The sequence below is a fragment of the Gordonia spumicola genome (genome assembly GCF_009932475.1).
GTDB classification, from domain to species: Bacteria; Actinomycetota; Actinomycetes; order Mycobacteriales; family Mycobacteriaceae; genus Gordonia; species Gordonia spumicola.
Genome location: NZ_BJOV01000005.1, coordinates 826569 through 842942 on the forward strand (window position 1 = coordinate 826569; position 16374 = coordinate 842942).

At 68.9% G+C, this 16374-nt stretch carries 17 protein-coding genes; 7 read left to right on the forward strand and 10 right to left on the reverse strand.

Annotation, left to right across the window (positions count from 1 at the left end):
• Positions 1-8: 8 nt before the first annotated feature.
• On the reverse strand, positions 9-692 hold the full coding sequence (locus GYB83_RS15130) for an iron-dependent transcriptional repressor DtxR (RefSeq protein WP_161896258.1): 684 nt from the start codon (positions 690-692) through the stop codon (positions 9-11).
• Between the two features lie 118 nt (positions 693-810).
• On the opposite strand from GYB83_RS15130, the gene GYB83_RS15135 reads away from it, so the two are divergent.
• The gene (locus tag GYB83_RS15135; RefSeq protein WP_161896259.1) at positions 811-2055 is read left to right on the forward strand and encodes an acetoin utilization protein AcuC; all 1245 of its coding nucleotides are present in this window, start codon (positions 811-813) and stop codon (positions 2053-2055) included.
• Positions 2048-4807, forward strand: coding sequence for a bifunctional acetate--CoA ligase family protein/GNAT family N-acetyltransferase (locus GYB83_RS15140; protein WP_161896260.1), 2760 nt, complete (start codon positions 2048-2050; stop codon positions 4805-4807). Before GYB83_RS15135 ends, GYB83_RS15140 begins: the two co-directional genes overlap by 8 nt.
• A gap of 8 nt (positions 4808-4815) precedes the next feature.
• Here GYB83_RS15140 and GYB83_RS15145 read toward each other — a convergent pair whose 3' ends face one another.
• Positions 4816-5814, reverse strand: coding sequence for a sigma-70 family RNA polymerase sigma factor (locus GYB83_RS15145; protein WP_161896261.1), 999 nt, complete (start codon positions 5812-5814; stop codon positions 4816-4818).
• A gap of 108 nt (positions 5815-5922) precedes the next feature.
• Complete coding sequence (locus GYB83_RS15150; RefSeq protein ID WP_161896262.1) at positions 5923-6378, reverse strand: TetR/AcrR family transcriptional regulator; 456 nt, start codon at positions 6376-6378, stop codon at positions 5923-5925.
• A gap of 24 nt (positions 6379-6402) precedes the next feature.
• Between GYB83_RS15150 and zapE the strand changes: the two genes are divergently transcribed.
• Complete coding sequence (zapE, locus tag GYB83_RS15155) at positions 6403-7320, forward strand: AFG1/ZapE family ATPase (RefSeq protein ID WP_161896263.1); 918 nt, start codon at positions 6403-6405, stop codon at positions 7318-7320.
• Here the strand turns inward: zapE and map are convergent.
• Entirely contained in the window at positions 7280-8056 is a 777-nt protein-coding gene (map, locus tag GYB83_RS15160) for a type I methionyl aminopeptidase (protein WP_161896264.1), read from the reverse strand. The genes zapE and map overlap by 41 nt on opposite strands.
• Positions 8057-8128: 72 nt before the next feature.
• On the opposite strand from map, the gene GYB83_RS15165 reads away from it, so the two are divergent.
• On the forward strand, positions 8129-8395 hold the full coding sequence (locus GYB83_RS15165) for a helix-turn-helix domain-containing protein (protein WP_161896265.1): 267 nt from the start codon (positions 8129-8131) through the stop codon (positions 8393-8395).
• A gap of 38 nt (positions 8396-8433) precedes the next feature.
• Here the strand turns inward: GYB83_RS15165 and GYB83_RS15170 are convergent, their stop codons facing one another.
• Positions 8434-8829, reverse strand: a complete 396-nt coding sequence (locus GYB83_RS15170; RefSeq protein ID WP_161896266.1) for a DUF3099 domain-containing protein — start codon at positions 8827-8829, stop codon at positions 8434-8436.
• Positions 8830-8864: 35 nt separating this feature from the next.
• Here GYB83_RS15170 and GYB83_RS15175 point away from each other — a divergent pair, with 35 nt between their 5' ends.
• On the forward strand, positions 8865-9095 hold the full coding sequence (locus tag GYB83_RS15175; RefSeq protein ID WP_161896267.1) for a DUF3039 domain-containing protein: 231 nt from the start codon (positions 8865-8867) through the stop codon (positions 9093-9095).
• Between the two features lie 17 nt (positions 9096-9112).
• Here the strand turns inward: GYB83_RS15175 and GYB83_RS15180 are convergent, their stop codons facing one another.
• Positions 9113-10183: a YihY/virulence factor BrkB family protein gene (locus GYB83_RS15180; RefSeq protein ID WP_228461506.1), complete on the reverse strand. Its 1071-nt coding sequence runs from the start codon at positions 10181-10183 to the stop codon at positions 9113-9115.
• A gap of 110 nt (positions 10184-10293) precedes the next feature.
• On the opposite strand from GYB83_RS15180, the gene GYB83_RS15185 reads away from it, so the two are divergent.
• On the forward strand, positions 10294-12027 hold the full coding sequence (locus tag GYB83_RS15185; RefSeq protein ID WP_161896268.1) for a DEAD/DEAH box helicase: 1734 nt from the start codon (positions 10294-10296) through the stop codon (positions 12025-12027).
• 62 nt (positions 12028-12089) lie between these two features.
• On the opposite strand, the gene GYB83_RS15190 is transcribed toward GYB83_RS15185, so the two are convergent.
• Together GYB83_RS15190 and GYB83_RS15195 are read right to left on the reverse strand one after the other, a co-directional pair.
• Positions 12090-12287 carry a DUF7455 domain-containing protein gene (locus GYB83_RS15190; protein ID WP_161896269.1) on the reverse strand — a complete coding sequence of 66 codons (198 nt, stop codon included), beginning with the start codon at positions 12285-12287 and terminating at the stop codon, positions 12090-12092.
• Between the two features lie 125 nt (positions 12288-12412).
• Positions 12413-13021, reverse strand: a complete 609-nt coding sequence (locus GYB83_RS15195) for a TetR/AcrR family transcriptional regulator (protein WP_161896270.1) — start codon at positions 13019-13021, stop codon at positions 12413-12415.
• 125 nt (positions 13022-13146) lie between these two features.
• Between GYB83_RS15195 and GYB83_RS15200 the strand changes: the two genes are divergently transcribed.
• Complete coding sequence (locus GYB83_RS15200; protein WP_161896271.1) at positions 13147-13914, forward strand: SDR family oxidoreductase; 768 nt, start codon at positions 13147-13149, stop codon at positions 13912-13914.
• A 73-nt stretch (positions 13915-13987) separates the two neighbouring features.
• Here the strand turns inward: GYB83_RS15200 and GYB83_RS15205 are convergent, their stop codons facing one another.
• Positions 13988-15508, reverse strand: a complete 1521-nt coding sequence (locus GYB83_RS15205) for an RNA polymerase sigma factor (RefSeq protein WP_267130331.1) — start codon at positions 15506-15508, stop codon at positions 13988-13990.
• Positions 15509-15530: 22 nt separating this feature from the next.
• Positions 15531-16367: a polyphosphate--glucose phosphotransferase gene (gene ppgK / locus GYB83_RS15210; RefSeq protein WP_161896273.1), complete on the reverse strand. Its 837-nt coding sequence runs from the start codon at positions 16365-16367 to the stop codon at positions 15531-15533.
• Positions 16368-16374 lie beyond the last annotated feature (7 nt).

Genomic DNA, 16374 nt, shown 5'->3' on the forward strand with positions numbered 1-16374 from the left:
TGCTTCGCTCAGGCCGGGACGACGAAGATCGCGTGCGCCATCTCCGACGACAGCGTGAGGCCGTCGTGTCCGGGCGTGCTGATGATGACGGCCCGCGGTCCGACGTTGACCGTGACGCGGGCGTTGGGGACCACACCGGCCTCGCGCAGGTCGGTGATCAGTTCGGCGTCGGCCTGCGCGTGCTCGGACATTCGACGGACGATCACCGCGGCCTCGCCGTCGGGCAGGTCGACCAGCCGGACGACCTTGTCGTCGGACGGTGCGGACGGCGCGACGCCGAGCTCTTCGAGGCCGGGGATCGGGTTGCCGTACGGCGACGTCGTCGGGTTGTCGAGCACGGTCAGGAGGCGGCGCTCGACGTTCTCGCTCATCACGTGCTCCCAGCGGCAGGCCTCGTCGTGGACCTCCTCCCACGGCATGCCGATCACGTCGACGAGCAGGCGTTCGGCCAGTCGATGCTTGCGCATCACCGACACGGCGAGCGCCCTGCCGGACGGAGTCAATTCGAGGTGACGGTCGCCCGCGACGCGCACGAGTCCGTCGCGTTCCATGCGGGCCACGGTCTGCGACACCGTGGGGCCACTCTGCTCCAGGCGTTCGGCGATGCGAGCGCGGAGAGGGACAATTCCCTCCTCTTCGAGGTCGTAGATCGTCCGCAGGTACATCTCAGTGGTGTCGACAAGATCGTTCACGGCAGCCATGGTCCTTTCGCTGGACTCACAGATTACCGAAAGTCCTTGGGCGACGCTGAATCCTGCGTGGCACGTGTTGCGCCCGCGGCGAATCGGTCGAACCTATAGCGTGGACAGGGTGACTGCGGCGATCATCTGGAGCGACCACTTCCTGGACTACAAGTGGGCGTTCACCCATCCGATGAGTCCGGTCCGACTCGCGCTGACGATGTCGCTGTCGCGGAGTCTCGGCGTCCTGGACGACGTGGAGCCGCTTGCGCCGCTTCCGGTGGACGACGGCGTCCTGACGACCGTCCACACGCAGTCGTACATCGATGCCGTGCGGGCCGTCGGATCGGGCGGCAGCGCGTCGAACAACGCTCTCGTGCAGCGGTTGTTCGGGCTGGGCAGCGACGACAACCCGATCTTCGACTCCATGCACGAGGCGGGCCAGATGCTCGTCGGCGGGACGTTGGCCGCGGCGCAGGCGATCACCTCGGGGGCCGTCACCCGCGCGGTCAACATCGGCGGCGGGATGCACCACGCGATGCCGGGACACGCCGCGGGATTCTGCATCTACAACGACTGCTCGATCGCGATCGAATGGCTGCTGGAGCAGGGGTATGACCGAATCGCGTACGTCGACATCGACGCCCATCACGGCGACGGCGTGCAGCACCAGTTCTACGGCGACCCGAGGGTGTTGACCGTCTCGGTCCATCAACATCCGGCCACCCTGTGGCCGGGCACCGGGTGGCACACCGAGATCGGCGACGGGCACGCCGAGGGCACCGCGGTGAACCTCGGTCTCATGCCGGGCGTGTCGGACCGGTTGTGGCTGCGGGCCTTCCATGCCGTGGTGCCGTCGATGATCGCCGCGTACAAGCCGCAGATCATCGTCACCCAGGCCGGAGTCGACTCGCACGCCGCCGACCCGCTGACCGATCTCGCGTTGACCGTCGACGGCCAGTCCACGGCCATGCGCGTGCTGCGCGATCTCGCCGACCGATACTGCGACGGCCGCTGGCTCGCGGTCGGCGGCGGCGGATACGGCGTGATCAACGTCGTCCCGAGGGCGTGGACGCACTTGATCGGCATGGCGCTCGACCGCGACGTCGACCCGACGACGCCGATCGGCTCGGACTGGTTGGCCGAGGCCGCGGCGGCACAGGAGAACGTCCACCCGGACTACGCCCGCCCGCCGGAGACGACGATGGGCGACGGCGGCGACGTCGACTACGTGCCGTGGGACGGCGACACCGGCGCGCCCCCGCCGGACGGAGTCTCCGAGAACGTTCAGCGGCAGACCGACAAGGCGATTCTCGCCACGCGCCGCGCCGTGTTCCCGCTGCACGGCCTCGATCCGGAGGATCCCCGTGACTGACACCGAATACCCCCGACACTGGGTGGCCGACGTCCTCGCGTCCGACGGCGGCGTCGTCCACCTGCGGCCGATCGTCCCCGCGGACGCCGACGCACTGGTCGCATTCCACAACGGACTCAGCGAACGGACCCGCTACCTGCGCTACTTCGGTCCGACGCCGACGCTGCCGCCGCGCGAGGTCGTCCGCATGACCACCGTCGACTACCGCACCAGGGCGGCGTTCCTCGCCCTCCTCGGCGACGAGATCATCGCGATGGGCGTCTACGAGGGACTCGCGGCCGACGGGAAGCCGGAGTCGGCCGAGGTCGCGTTCGTCGTCGCCGACCACCATCAGGGGCGCGGACTCGGTCCGATCCTGCTCGAGCACCTGGCGGGTGCGGCCGCCGAGCACGGCTTCACCCGCTTCGAAGCCGAGGTGCTGTCGGAGAACCCGAACATGGTCGCCGTGTTCCGCGACGCCGGCTACCAGGTGAGCCGAGCGTTCGACGGCAGCACCGTCCACGTGGAGTTCCTGATCGACGCGACGGAGGCGTTGACGTCGGTCCGCAACGCCCGTGAACGGGCCTCCGAGGCGCGCAGCATCGCGAATCTGCTGCATCCGCAGTCGATCGCCGTGATCGGTGCGTCGACCGACGCCAAGAAGGTCGGCAATGTGCTGCTGGCGAACATAGTCGCCGCCGGGTTCACCGGGCCGGTGTTCCCCGTCAACGGTCCGGGGGCGACCGTCGAGGACGTGGAGCCGGACGAGCATGTGTCGAAGTTCGAACCCGCCGCCCGCAGGCCGGTCCGGGAGCGCAGGCCCGCGCCGCCGTCGGTGCGCGGCATCCGCGCCTATCCGAGCGTCCGGGCGATTCCCGATCCGGTCGACCTCGCCGTCGTCGCGGTCCCGGCATCGGGGATGGACGACGTTCTGAGCGATTGTCTGGCGAAGGGCGTCCGAACGCTGGTGGTCGTGTCCGCGGGCTTCGGCGAGAGCGGTGAGGCCGGGTGGGAGAGCGAACGCAGGCTCGCCGAGCGGGTCCGCGCGCACGGCATGCGCCTGGTCGGCCCGAACGCTCTCGGAGTCGTGAACACCAGCCTGGACATCGCGCTGAACGCGACGCTCGCGCCGCGCGTGCCCGGCCCCGGTCGGGTCGGGTTCTTCTGCCAGTCGGGTGCGCTCGGCATCGCGATCCTGGACACCGCGGCGCACCGGCAGCTCGGCCTGTCCACGTTCGTATCGGCAGGCAACCGCGCCGACGTGTCGGGCAACGACGTCCTGCAGTACTGGGACACCGATGAGAGCACCGACGTCGTCCTGCTCTATCTGGAGAGCTTCGGCAACCCGCGCAAGTTCAGCCGGATCGCGCGTCGCGTCGCCGAGTCGAAGCCGATCGTCGCCATCAAATCGGGGCGGGGGGCGATGACGCAGGCCAGGGCGGCCCGCACTCGAGAGGCCGGGCGCGACGACGCGATCGCCCACATGGTGCTCGGGCAGGCGGGCGTGATCCAGGTCGAGTCGATCGCCGAACTCTTCGACTGCGGCACGGTCCTCGCGTACCAGCCGCTGCCTGCGGGCCCGCGGACCGCCATCATCGGCAACTCGTCGGTCATCGCGTCGCTGGCGGCCAACACGGCGCGCGCGTCGGGTCTGGACGTGGTCGCGATGGTCGATCTCGGGCCCGCCGTGTCGCAGCCGGACCTGTCGGAGGCGGTCGCGGCGGCGATGACCGACGACGCCGTCGACGCCGTGATCGTGGTGTTCGTGCCGCCGGTCGCCGTGGACGCCGCGGACTACGCGCACGGTCTGATGGAGGCGGTCCGGCCCGCCGACGGGGGAGACGTGCCCTGCAAGCCGGTCGTCACGACGTTCCTCGCCGTCGAGGGCGTTCCGCCGGGACTGCAGCGGTCGGGGCCGGACGGCATGCCCGTCCGGGGATCGATCCCGTCGTACGCGTCGCCCGAACGGGCCGCGAACGCATTGGCGCAGGCGTGGAAGTACGCGGCGTGGCGCGGTCGCCCGCCGTCGGACGTGCGGACGTTCGAAGGCGCCGCGGCCGAGGACGCCCGATCGTTCGTCCGCGAGGCGATGGCCGACGGCCCGCGCGAGCTGACACGCGTCGAATCGGCGAAGGTGCTCGGTTACTTCGGGATAGACGTGGTGCCGTTCCGCGAGGTCAGGACCATGCAGGAGGCCTCGGCCGCGGCCCGCGACTTCGGGTTCCCGGTCGCGGTCAAGGCCACGTCGGCGGCCTGGGTCGGGCGCGTCGACCGGGAGGGCGCGCGACTGGATCTGCCCGACGCGACGAGTGTCCTGACCGCGTTCACCGAACTGCAGGCGCTCACCGGTGACGACGTGCTGCACGTGCAGAAGATGGCGCCGAAGGGCCTCGGAACGGCGATCTCGGTGACCGACAACGCGTCGTTCGGGCCGCTCCTGAGCTTCGGACTGTCCGGTCGGCTCTTCGAGATCCTCGGCGATCAGGGGTACCGGGCGGTGCCGCTGACCGAGGCCGACGCCAGGGAGCTGATCGTCGAACCGCAGGCCGCGATGCTCCTCGACGGGGGACCGGTGGACGACGCGGTCGACACGGAGCATCTCGTCGATCTCGTGCTGCGGGTGTCCGCGCTGGTCGACGCGGTCCCGGAGATCCGCAGCGTCCGGTGCGACCCGATCCTCGCGTCGTCCGACGGCGTGTCGGTGCTCGGGGCCTGGATACGCGTCGGCCCGGTGCCCACGCTCGCGGACACCGGGCCGAGACGTCTCAGCTGAGGCTGGATTCAGCTGGCGTAGGCGCGCAGCTTCTCCGCACGGTCGCCCTGGCGGAGCTTGCCCATGACGTCGCGCTCGATCTGGCGGACCCGTTCACGTGACAGGCCGAAGGCGCGACCGATCTGGTCGAGGGTGCGCGGCTGGCCGTCGTCGAGGCCGAAGCGCATGGTGATCACGGCCTGCTCGCGCTCGTCGAGGGTGCCGAGCACCGACCGGATGTCCGAGTGCAGCAGGTTGGCGATGACGACGGTCTCGGCCGACGTCGCCTCGGAGTCTTCGATGAAGTCGCCGAGGGGAGCCTCCTCGTCGGTGCCGACCGGCATGTCCAGGCTCACCGGATCCCGGCTGTGGTCCATCAGGTCGGCGATCTTCTCGGCGGGAATGCCCGACTCGGCGGCCAGCTCGTCGTCGGTGGCCTCGCGTCCGAGCTGCTGATGCAGTTCACGCCGGATGCGGGCCAGCTTGTTGACCTGTTCCACGAGGTGGACGGGGAGTCGGATGGTGCGGCTCTGATCGGCCATGCCGCGGCTGATCGCCTGACGGATCCACCAGGTGGCGTAGGTCGAGAACTTGAAGCCCTTGGCGTAGTCGAACTTCTCGGCGGCCCGGATCAGACCGAGATTGCCCTCCTGAATGAGGTCGAGGAGCGGCATGCCGCGGCCGGTGTAGCGCTTGGCGAGCGACACGACGAGGCGCAGGTTCGCCTCGAGGAGGTGTGCACGCGCGGCTTCGCCCTCGCGAGCGATGATCGACAGGTCGCGCTTCTTCGCCGCGGTGAGCCGCTTCTTGGTGGCGAGCAGGTGCTTGGCGTAGAGGCCTGCCTCGATCGCCTTGGCGAGCTCGACTTCCTGTTCGGCGTTGAGCAGTGCGGTGCGTCCGATGCCGTTGAGATAGACGCGGACCAGGTCGGCGGACGGCGACTGCGCGTCGAGGTCCTGTTCGGTCAGAGCCGGACGAGTCCGGGCGGCGGGAACTGCGGTCGGGCGTGCAATCGTCGTGCGAGACATACGACCTCCAAATGTGCGCTGTTCGTGTGCGTTCATCGAGTTCAACGCCCCGCGTTCCGGAAAGGTTCCCCGCCTCCCTGAGAAGTCTCTGAGACCTGGATCGTCGGCTCACAGGCCGAATCGGCGGCGGACGGAGTCGATCAGATCGTCGTGCTCGGGCGCCGCGCCGAAGAGGTGGGCCGCCGCCACGCCTTCGCAGAAGACGAGGAGGTCGGCGGCGTCGTCGTGCGGCGACGACGAGCCGAGGCCCGCGAAGAGCGCCGCGGCGCCGTCGGCCGAGAACAGGCACCGGGAGAGAGCGGCGGCGAGTTCGGGGTCGTGCGCGGCGTCGGACGCGAGGGCGAACCTGGCGCGGACATCCGTGCTCCGGTCGGTGACGAGGTGATGCAGGTATCGCCCGATCGCATCGGCGGGATCGGAGCCCGCGACGTCGTCGAACGCGAGACGGGACTGCTCGGTGAGTCGGCGGACGGCGGCGTCGAGCAGCGCCCGGCGGGTGCGGAAGTAGTACGACGTGGAGCCCGAGGGCAGGTCGAGAGCCCGGTCGATTCCGCCGTGGGTCACCGCGCGGAGGCGACCACGGCGGGTATGCATCTGACTGTGGACCAGGAAGCGGCGGCCCTGGCACTCGCAGGCGAGGCGAACCTGTACCTGTGCGGTCCGCCTGGTCGAGGGAAGACGCAGGTCGTTGACTGGTTCGTGGCGGTCGTGGAACGGGCGGGGCCGATCGTGCTCCGTCGTCACCTGCATGTGTTCTTCGCCGATCTGCACGCCGCGATCGACCGCCGCGCGGGCTGGTCGGGTGGCGTCGACGAGGTGCTTGGCGGCGTTGACGTGCTGTGCCTGGACGAGTTCGCTGTCCACGACCCTGCCGACGGCGTGTTCCTGGACCGAGTGCTGCGCGCGGTCGCCGACGCGGGTGTCCGCGTGGTGGTGACGTCCAACAGGACACCGTCGGAGCAGATGCCGAACCCGCTGTTCCACACGAGTTTCACGCCGACGATCGGGCTGATCCAGGAGATGTTCACCGTGCTCTACCTCGGTGTCGGCCGGGACCTGCGGGCCGACGGTGGCACGTCCGGTTTCCGGGCGGGCAGCTGGACGGTCGGCGACGAGACGGTTCCCGGTGTCGGCCTGGTCCAGTCGCCGGGCGGGCGTCCAATCCGGTTGGCCGCGGACGGCCCGTCGATGCGGATCCGGTTCGCCGACTTGTGCGACGTCCCGGCCAACGCCGCCGACTACCGGTGGCTCGCGAACCGATTCGATCACTGGGTGATCGTGGGCGTCGAAGCGACCGATCGTGTCGATCCGCTCGCGCGATGGGCCATCGTCCTCGACATCGCGCACGACGCCGACATCCGTATCGACGTGTGGGCGGGATGCGTGCGGAAAGTGATGGCCGATGCGTTGACGGCAGTCCTGCCCGACGCCGATCGGGCCGTCAGTCGGATGGGGGCGTGGACGGTCAGTCCACCGTCGTCAGGATCCGCGGTCCGTCGTCCGTGACCGCGACGGTGTGTTCGGAGTGGGCGGTCATCGAGCCGTCGGCTGACCGCAGTGTCCAGCCGTCCGGGTCGCTCACGAGGCGTTCGGTGCCGGTCGCCCACCACGGTTCCAATGCGAGTGTGGTGCCGGGCTTCAGACGCATGCCTTTGCCGCGTCGTCCCAGGTTGGGGACGTGTGGGTCCTCGTGCATGGTCCGACCCAGTCCGTGCCCGCCGAATTGAGTGTTGACCCGGTAGCCGTCGGCGACGGCTACCTCTCCGATAGCCGCCGACACATCGCCGAGCCGATTGTCCGGGAGCATCGCGGCGACGGCAGCCGCGAGTGCCCGTTCGGTCGACGCGATGAGGCGGGTATCGGGGTGGGCGGGATCGTCGTCGACGCCCACTCGCACGGTCCGCGCGGCGTCGGCCACCCAGCCGTCGATCGAGACCGCGAAGTCGAGGGTCAGGACGTCGCCGGGTGCCAGCACGTGGTCGCGGGGGAGCCCATGCAGCACGGCGTCGTTGACGGACAGGCAGATGACATTGCGGAACGGGCCGCTGCCGAACGACGGTGCGTAGTCCCAGTAGCAACTGACCGCGCCACGGTCGCGGACCATCGTCCGGGCGCGCTGCTCCAGGTCCAGCAGGTTGACGCCGGGTTCGGCGCGGGTGGCGAGGTCGTGCAGGACCTGCGCGACGAAGCGGCCAGTGACCGCCATCTTCTCGATCTCGGCGTGGGTCTTGAGTTCCATCATCGGCTCTCCGTCGGTCGTCGGTATTCAAATACCAGGTATAACAATACCAAGTCGCGGGCTAGAATGACCGGCATGGTCCGCATCCCGTTGAGTCCCGCACAGATCCGTTCCGGGCGGCGCCTTGGCGCCCTCCTCCGCAGAGCGCGCGGGGATCAGGACTCCGCCGATGTGGCGGCACGGGCGGGCATCTCCCCGGAGACCCTCCGCAAGATTGAGGCTGGCCGCATTCCGAGCCCAGGCTTCGGCACCGTCGTCGGCCTGTGCGACGCCCTCGGCGTCCCGATCGGCGCCGCCGTCGACGCGTGGCGTGGCACTGTCGACGACGCCCGCATCGCCTAAGCTCCCCGCCTCGCCCGCCGCCAGGCTAGCGCGGGCGGCTACTTGTCCGCTTCCGGTCCCTCGATCTCGGCGTCGATCACCGGATGGTCGGCGTCGTCGAAACGGTCGCGCGCGGGCTCGGCGGACAGCTCGGCCTGTCCGATCGTGTGGCCGCCGCCGTAGTGATACGTCGGAACCTCGCCGCGCTTGCGCGGTTCGCGGTCGTTGGCGCGGAGCACCGCGATCCACGGCAGCGGGATCGAGGCGACGATCACGGCGAGCGCCAGCCAGCCGTTCTGCGTCGTCGAGTACACGATCGCGGCGATGATCAGCGCGGGCACCCGGATGCACATCATGATCAGATAGCGTCGTTTGCGGGCCCGGTACACGGCGTCGAGGTCGTCGTCGGCGCGAGTGATCAGGAAGGTCTCGGGGTCGGAATCGTCGTGCGCCATGCCCCGATCCTTCCACAGTGCGTCACAATGGCTGTATGGCAACGCAGACGATCGAACGGCCCGACATCGATGAGCGGACCGAACAGGACGACGACACTCCGAAGGTCTTCCACTACGTCAAGAAGGACAAGATCGCCGAGAGCGCGGTCATGGGCAACCATGTCGTGGCGCTGTGCGGCGAGGTGTTCCCGGTGACGAAGTCGGCCAAGCCCGGCTCGCCGGTGTGCGAGAAGTGCAAGAAGGTCTACGAGAAGATGAAGAAGTAGCGCACCCTGGGTGTGCCCTACCGATCGGCGGAATCGCGTCGCCCCACGGCGCGATTCCGCAGCGTGTCCGTGAGTTCTGTCGTCTGGGTCGTCACCCAGTGCCGGACGACGGCTCCGCTCTCGCGGGCAGGCCAGAATTCCTGGATCGCCGCGTTGAACTCGGCGCCCGCCACGATCGCGAAGCCCAAGAAGTACGTGAAGAGCAGGAAAGCGATCGGCGTGGCGAGGGCACCGTAGCTGTAGCCGGTCTCGGTGACGGCCGTGAGATAGGCCCGCAGGACGTACGTCGTCAACCAGAATCCGACCCCCGCGAGCACCGCTCCCGGCACCAGCCGCAGTCGGGGGAGCGGGTTGGGCAGGGCGAACCGGTACAGCGCCGACAGGGCGCCGATCAGCAGGATCCCGACGAACGGGAAGTACAGCCAGTCGATCAGGTCGCTGACCGCGTGTCCCCACGAGTCGGGCACCACGTTCCGCAGATACGTCGGGCCGAGCGCCACCAAAGGCAACACCACGATCGCCATCACCAGGAAGAACAGATAGATGATCAGCGCGAAGATGCGCTGCCAGACGGGATTGCGGACGTCGTGCTGACCGTGCGCGTGGACGATCGACGAGACGAAGCACGACATCGCCGACGAACCCGCCCACAGTGACAGCAGGAAGCCGACCGACATGATCGTCACCCGGCCACGGCTGAGGACGTTCTCGACGGTCGGCTGGATCAGATCGTTGACGACCTGCGGGGTGAACGTGCGGTCGGCGAACGACAGGATGCGTTCGGTGACGATCTGCACGGTGTCGGGCCCGAACCAGCCCGCGATGTAGCCGATACTCCCGAGGACTCCCAGCAACAGCGGAGGCAATGACAGGGCCTGCCAGAACGCCGCCTGCGCGGCCCATCCGATGATCGAGTCGTCCCACGACTTCACGATCGTCCGCCACAGGAGCTTGGGGATGTTCCGGAACACCGGCAGCCGCGCCTGCTCGGGCCCGGTCGGTACGAGCTCGGCGGCGTCGTCGCTGGGGTGCGGGCCGTGTGTGTCGATGCGTCTAGCATGGCCGATGCCCGTCGACGGGTCGATCACCGGCCCGTCCGTGGCGTGGCGTGGCGGCGCCGCGAGAGTGGGTAGAATCCTCTGGGGCGGCTGCGGGGGAGTACTGCACGTCGGGCCACACCTCGAGTGACAGGAGCACGGTGACCAGCACGGATGTCGACACTGACCGCAGGATCGTCTCGGGGGCGCCGCTTCGCGCATGGCAGCGGCGGGCGCTGACCCGCTACCTGACGTCCAACCCGACGGACTATCTCGCGGTCGCGACGCCCGGCGCAGGCAAGACGACCTTCGGTCTGCGTGTCGCAGCAGAATTGCTGGCCGACCGCACGGTGGAGCGGATCACCGTCGTCGCCCCCACCGAGCACCTCAAGCATCAGTGGGCCGCGTCCGCCGCCCGCAACGGCATCGCGCTCGACTCCAACTTCTCCAACTCGACGGGCTCGACGAGCGCCGACTTCGACGGCGTCGTCCTCACCTACGCACAGGTCGCGGCCCATCCGTACCGGCATCGCGTCCGCACCGAGCAGTACCGCACGCTGGTGATCCTCGACGAGATCCATCACGGCGGTGACGCGAAGTCGTGGGGCGACGGCATCCGCGAGGCGTTCGGCGACGCGACGCGACGCCTCGCGCTCACCGGTACGCCCTTCCGATCCGACGACTCGCCGATCCCGTTCGTCACGTACGAGCCCGAGCCGGGCGGCGGCCAGCGGTCCAAGGCCGACAGCACCTACGGCTACTCGGAGGCGCTCCGCGACGGAGTCGTCCGACCCGTCGTGTTCCTAGCCTACTCGGGTGAGGCGAGCTGGCGGACCAGTGCGGGCGAGGAGTTCACCGCCCGCCTCGGCGAACCGTTGTCGCAGGAGCAGACGGCGCGCGCGTGGCGAACGGCGCTCGACCCGCACGGCGACTGGATCTTCGCGGTCTTCACGGCGGCGCATCGGCGCCTGATGCGGTTGCGCGAGTCGGGCGTGCCCGATGCGGGCGGCCTCGTGATCGCGACCGATCAGCAGAACGCCCGCGACTACGCCGATCTGCTGCTGTCCATCACCGGCAAGAAGCCGACCGTCGTGTTGTCCGACGACCCGAAGTCGTCGTCGCGGATCGAGGAGTTCTCACAGTCGACCGACGAGTGGATGGTCGCCGTTCGCATGGTGTCCGAGGGCGTGGACGTTCCGCGCCTGTCGGTCGGCGTGTACGCGACCAACGCGTCGACCCCGCTGTACTTCGCGCAGGCCATCGGGCGATTCGTGCGTTCGCGTCGACCCGGCGAGACGGCGAGCGTCTTCCTGCCGTCGGTTCCGGTGCTCCTGCAGCTCGCCAGCGAGTTGGAGGCCGAGCGCGACCACGTCCTCGGCAAGCCGCACCGCGAGTCGGACGGGCTCGAGGACGCGATGCTGACCGATGCGAACAAGCGCAAGGACGAGCCCGGTGAGGAGGAGAAGGCGTTCCAGTCGCTGCACGCCGACGCCGAACTCGACCAGGTGATCTATGACGGCTCGTCGTTCGGCACGTCGACCTTCGTCGGATCCGAGGAGGAGTCGGACTATCTCGGGCTGCCCGGACTGCTCGATGCCGAGCAGGTCCGCACACTGTTGCAGCAGCGGCAGGCGCAGCAGGTGACCAATCGGTCGCGTCCGCGCGACGACGAGGCGGCCAAGGCCGCGCCGAACGCGTCCGAGCGGACCGGCGAGAATCTGATGGCGTTGCGCAAGGAGCTGAACACGCTGGTCGCCCTGCACAATCAGCGGACCGGGAAGCCGCACGGCCAGATCCACAACGAATTGCGTGAACGTGTCGGCGGCCCGCCGACCGCGATGGCGACGGGTGACCAGCTCCGCGAGCGCATCGCGGCCCTGCGCACCTGGAAGTGACCCGACAAAAGAAGGGAGGCGAGCCGATGATCGGCTCGCCTCCCTTGTCGTAGGAGTCTGTCTCAGTTCTCGACGACCACCACGGCGCCGAGCTCGACGAGGCGAGCCTCGTGGTCGTTGTAGTGGTGGCGGCAGAACAGGAGCTCTCCCCCGGAGGGGAGCTCGGCGCGCACCCGGGCGGCTGCGCTGCAGCGATCGCAGCGGTCGGCCGCGGTGAGCGGCGCGGAGACGACAGTGTCGGGCGTTGCGATGTCTGGCATGGCTTCCTCCGTCTCATCAAGTGACGTAGCGGGATGTCGCGTCACAGGTCTGTGCAATACAGGTACACCTTGTCAGACGATCGGGGCCATCCATTTGTTCCCGAGGATCTCGGGTGTGTCGCAGATCATTTGCCCGCCGGTGTCGCGCCGACCACGCGGAGCGCGGTCGAGGCGTAGAAGTCGCCGAGCGCTTCGGGCGTCAGATGACCGTCGTCGCGGTACCAGCGGGCGATGTCGATTCCCATCGACAGCAGGGTGTTCGTGGTGGTGTGCGGGTCGTCGACGTCGAACTCGCCCGAGGCGATTCCGGCGTCGACGATCGCGCGCACGCGGCGGGTGATCTCGCGGCGCAGGGCCCGTATCTCGTCGAGGTGGTCGGGTTCGAGCGCGGACAACTCGTAGTTCACGATGCGTGCGCTGGTGTGGCCTCGGGCGTGCCAGACGGCGAAGTCGCGCATCACCCGGGTCAGCCGGGCGCTCGGGGTCGCGGTCGGATCGTCGGCGGAGTCGATGGACTCGATGGTCGCGAGGTGGCCGCTGCGTGAGAGCTCGAACAGCAGCTCCTGCTTGGAGCGGTAGTGGACGTAGACCGCGGCCGAGCTCATCCCTGCGGCCGACGCGATGTCGCGCGTGGTGGTCGCGTGGAATCCCCGTTCGGCGAAGGCGGCGAGCGCGGCCGCGAGGAGCTTCGCACGCGTCTGCTCGGCGCGGGTCGTCGACGACTCGTCGGTCATGGGCGGCCTCCCTGGCGTCGCGGGCTGCGATTCGGTGGTTGACGTACGGCCCGCAGTCGGGCACTGTGAATCCTAACACTAAGCAAGCGCTTAGTTATTCCGTTCATTTCAGGAGGAGCAGACCCGTGGCGCAGATCGACCCGAAGCGATTCGCCGGACAGACCGCGATCATCACCGGAGCGAGTCGAGGCATCGGCTTCGCCATCGCTGAACGACTCGTCGCCGAGGGCGCGCGGGTGGCGATCACGGCCCGCAAGAAGGAGGCGCTCGACGAGGCCGTCGCCGCGCTCGGGGGACCGGACGTCGCGATCGCCGTCGCCGGACGAGCCGACGACCCCGAGCACCAGGCGGACACGGTCGCCAGGACGATCGACGCCTTCGGCAGCGCGGACCTGCTCGTCAACAACACCGGCATCAACCCGGTGTACGGGCCGCTGATGCAGATGGACCCCGAAGCGGCCCGCAAGATCATGGACGTCAACGTCGTATCGGCGCTGCGGTGGGCGCAGGCGGTCAACACCGCGTGGCAGGGCGAGCACGGCGGCGCGATCGTCAACGTCGCGTCCATCGCCGGGCTGCGGCCCGCGCCGGGGATCGCGTTCTACGGCGTCTCGAAGGCCGCGGTGATCCACCTGACCGAAGAACTCGCGTGGGAGCTCGGCCCGAACATCCGCGTCAACGCCGTCGCGCCCGCCGTCGTCAAGACACGGTTCGCGACCGCCCTGTACGAGGGCCGGGAGGAGCAGGTGTCGCAGGCGTACCCGCTCAAGCGGCTCGGCGAGCCAGACGACATCGGTTCGGTCGTCGCGTTCCTGCTGTCCGCGGACGCGGGCTGGATGACGGGGCAGACGCTCGTCGTCGACGGCGGGGTGCTGCTCGGCGGCGGCGCGTAGCCGCCTCTCCGGCCGCGGAACGAGAAGCGCCCCGAAACTCCTCAGGAGTTTCGGGGCGCTTTCCGACGTGGGGTCAGTCGAGGTAGTCGCGCAGCACCTGCGAGCGGCTCGGGTGGCGCAGCTTGCTCATCGTCTTCGACTCGATCTGGCGGATGCGCTCACGCGTCACTCCGTAGACCTGACCGATCTCGTCGAGCGTGCGCGGCTGTCCGTCGGTGAGGCCGAAGCGCAGGCGCACGACGCCTGCCTCGCGCTCGGACAGCGTGTCCAGGACGTCCTGGAGCTGATCCTGAAGCAGCGTGAAGCTGACGGCGTCGACGGCGACGACGGCTTCGGAGTCCTCGATGAAGTCGCCGAGCTGGCTGTCGCCCTCGTCGCCGATCGTCTGGTCGAGCGAAATCGGTTCACGCGCGTACTGCTGGATCTCCAGCACCTTCTCCGGCGTGATGTCCATCTCCTTGGCGAGTTCCTCCGGAGTGGGCTCGCGGCCCAGATCCTGAAGCAGTTCGCGCTGGATGCGGCCAAGCTTGTTGATGACCTCCACCATGTGGACCGGGATGCGGATGGTGCGGGCCTGGTCGGCCATGGCGCGGGTGATGGCCTGACGGATCCACCAGGTGGCGTACGTCGAGAACTTGTAGCCCTTGGTGTAGTCGAACTTCTCGACCGCGCGGATCAGGCCGAGGTTGCCTTCCTGAATGAGGTCGAGGAACGCCATGCCTCGGCCCGTGTAGCGCTTGGCAAGCGAGACGACGAGTCGGAGGTTGGCCTCCAACAGGTGATTCTTCGCGCGGTTGCCGTCACGGGAGATCCATGACAGGTCGCGGCGCTGCGCCACGGTCAACTTCTCGCCAGACTCCATGATCCGGCGCATCCGCTCGGTGGAGTAGAGACCCGCTTCGATGCGCTTGGCGAGTTCCACCTCCTCCTCGGCGTTCAGCAGGGCGACCTTGCCGATCTGCTTGAGGTAGGCGCGGACGGAGTCGGCGGACGCGGTGAGCTCGGCGTCCTTGCGTGCCTGGCGGAGCGCCTCGGACTCCTCTTCGTCCCAGACGAAGTCGCCCGACTTGGCCTCGGTCTCCTCCTTGGCCTTGGCGCCCTTGCGGCCCTTGGCCGCGGGCTTGTCGCCCGCGTCGGAGTCGTCCTCGACCACCAGCTCCTCGTCGGCGAGGTCGATGTCGGTGTCGTCGATGTCCTCGAGGTTCTCGGGACCGTCGACATTCGCCTCGTCGACCGGAGCGGCGGCCTTCTTGGCCGCCGTCTTCTTGGCGGCGGTCTTCTTCGCGGTGGTCTTCTTCGCCGCAGTCGTCGTCTTCGCCGCGGTCTTCTTGGCGGCGGCCTTCTTGGCGGGGGCCTTCTTCGCGGCCGCCTTCTTGGCGGGGGCCTTTTTCGCCGGAGCCTTCTTGGCCGGGGCCTTCTTGGCGGCGGGGGCCGACTCTGCTGCGGTCTCGACTGCGTCGTCGTTGGAACCTGTGGTTGCCACGTACAACCTTTCGACTGAACTCACGGCACGGCGGGCCTGCGTCTCGATGAGGCGAGACGTGACGCCGTGGGAAGGGGCTAGAGGGCTCGGTGCGGGACCGACGTGTTCCATTGTAACGCGCTGGCCGCGAAGCTCACATGCGCAGACCCTCGTCAACGGTCATCGCTGCGCCTACTATGCCCGCGCTGTTGCGCAGTTCGGCGGGCACGACGGGCGTCTCGACGGACAACATCGGAATCCAGGTGTCGGCCTTCCGGCTGATCCCGCCGCCGACGACGAACAGGTCCGGAGAGAACACGAACTCGTAGTGCCTGAGCACGCGGGAGAGCTTCCGCGACCACTTCTGCAGTGACCATCCGTGGTCGTCGCGAGCCTTCGCCGAGGCGCGGTGCTCGGCCTCCCGTCCGCCGATCTCCAGGTGCCCCAGCTCGGTGTTCGGGACGAGGACTCCGTCGCGGAACAGGGCCGAACCGATTCCGGTACCGATCGTCAGCAGGATCACCGTTCCCGACTCCGCCGCCCGAGTGCGCGACGCGTGCCCGACCCCGTAGCGCAGTTCGGCCAGCCCCGCGGCGTCGGCGTCGTTCAGGCCGACGACGGTCCGCCCGTGCAGGTGCGCGCCGAAGAGCTCCTGCAGGTCCACGCCGATCCACGACTCGTCGATGTTCGCGGCCGACGCGACGACGCCGTCGCGCACGACGGCCGGGACCGTCACCCCGACGGGGCCGGTCCAACCGAAGTGGTCGGTGATCTGTGCGCACGTGCGGGCGACCGCGTCCGGGGTGGCGGGCGACGGCGTCGGGATCCGGTGCCGGTCGCCGACGAACTCGCCGGTGTGCAGGTCGACGATGGCGCCCTTGACGCCGGACCCGCCGATGTCGATGCCGAAGGCCAGATGTGGAGACGGAGAATGGCTGCCGTCCGCGCCGAGGTAGGTGACGCTTGCTGCGGTGGACGAGGTGTCGGTCATCGACGTC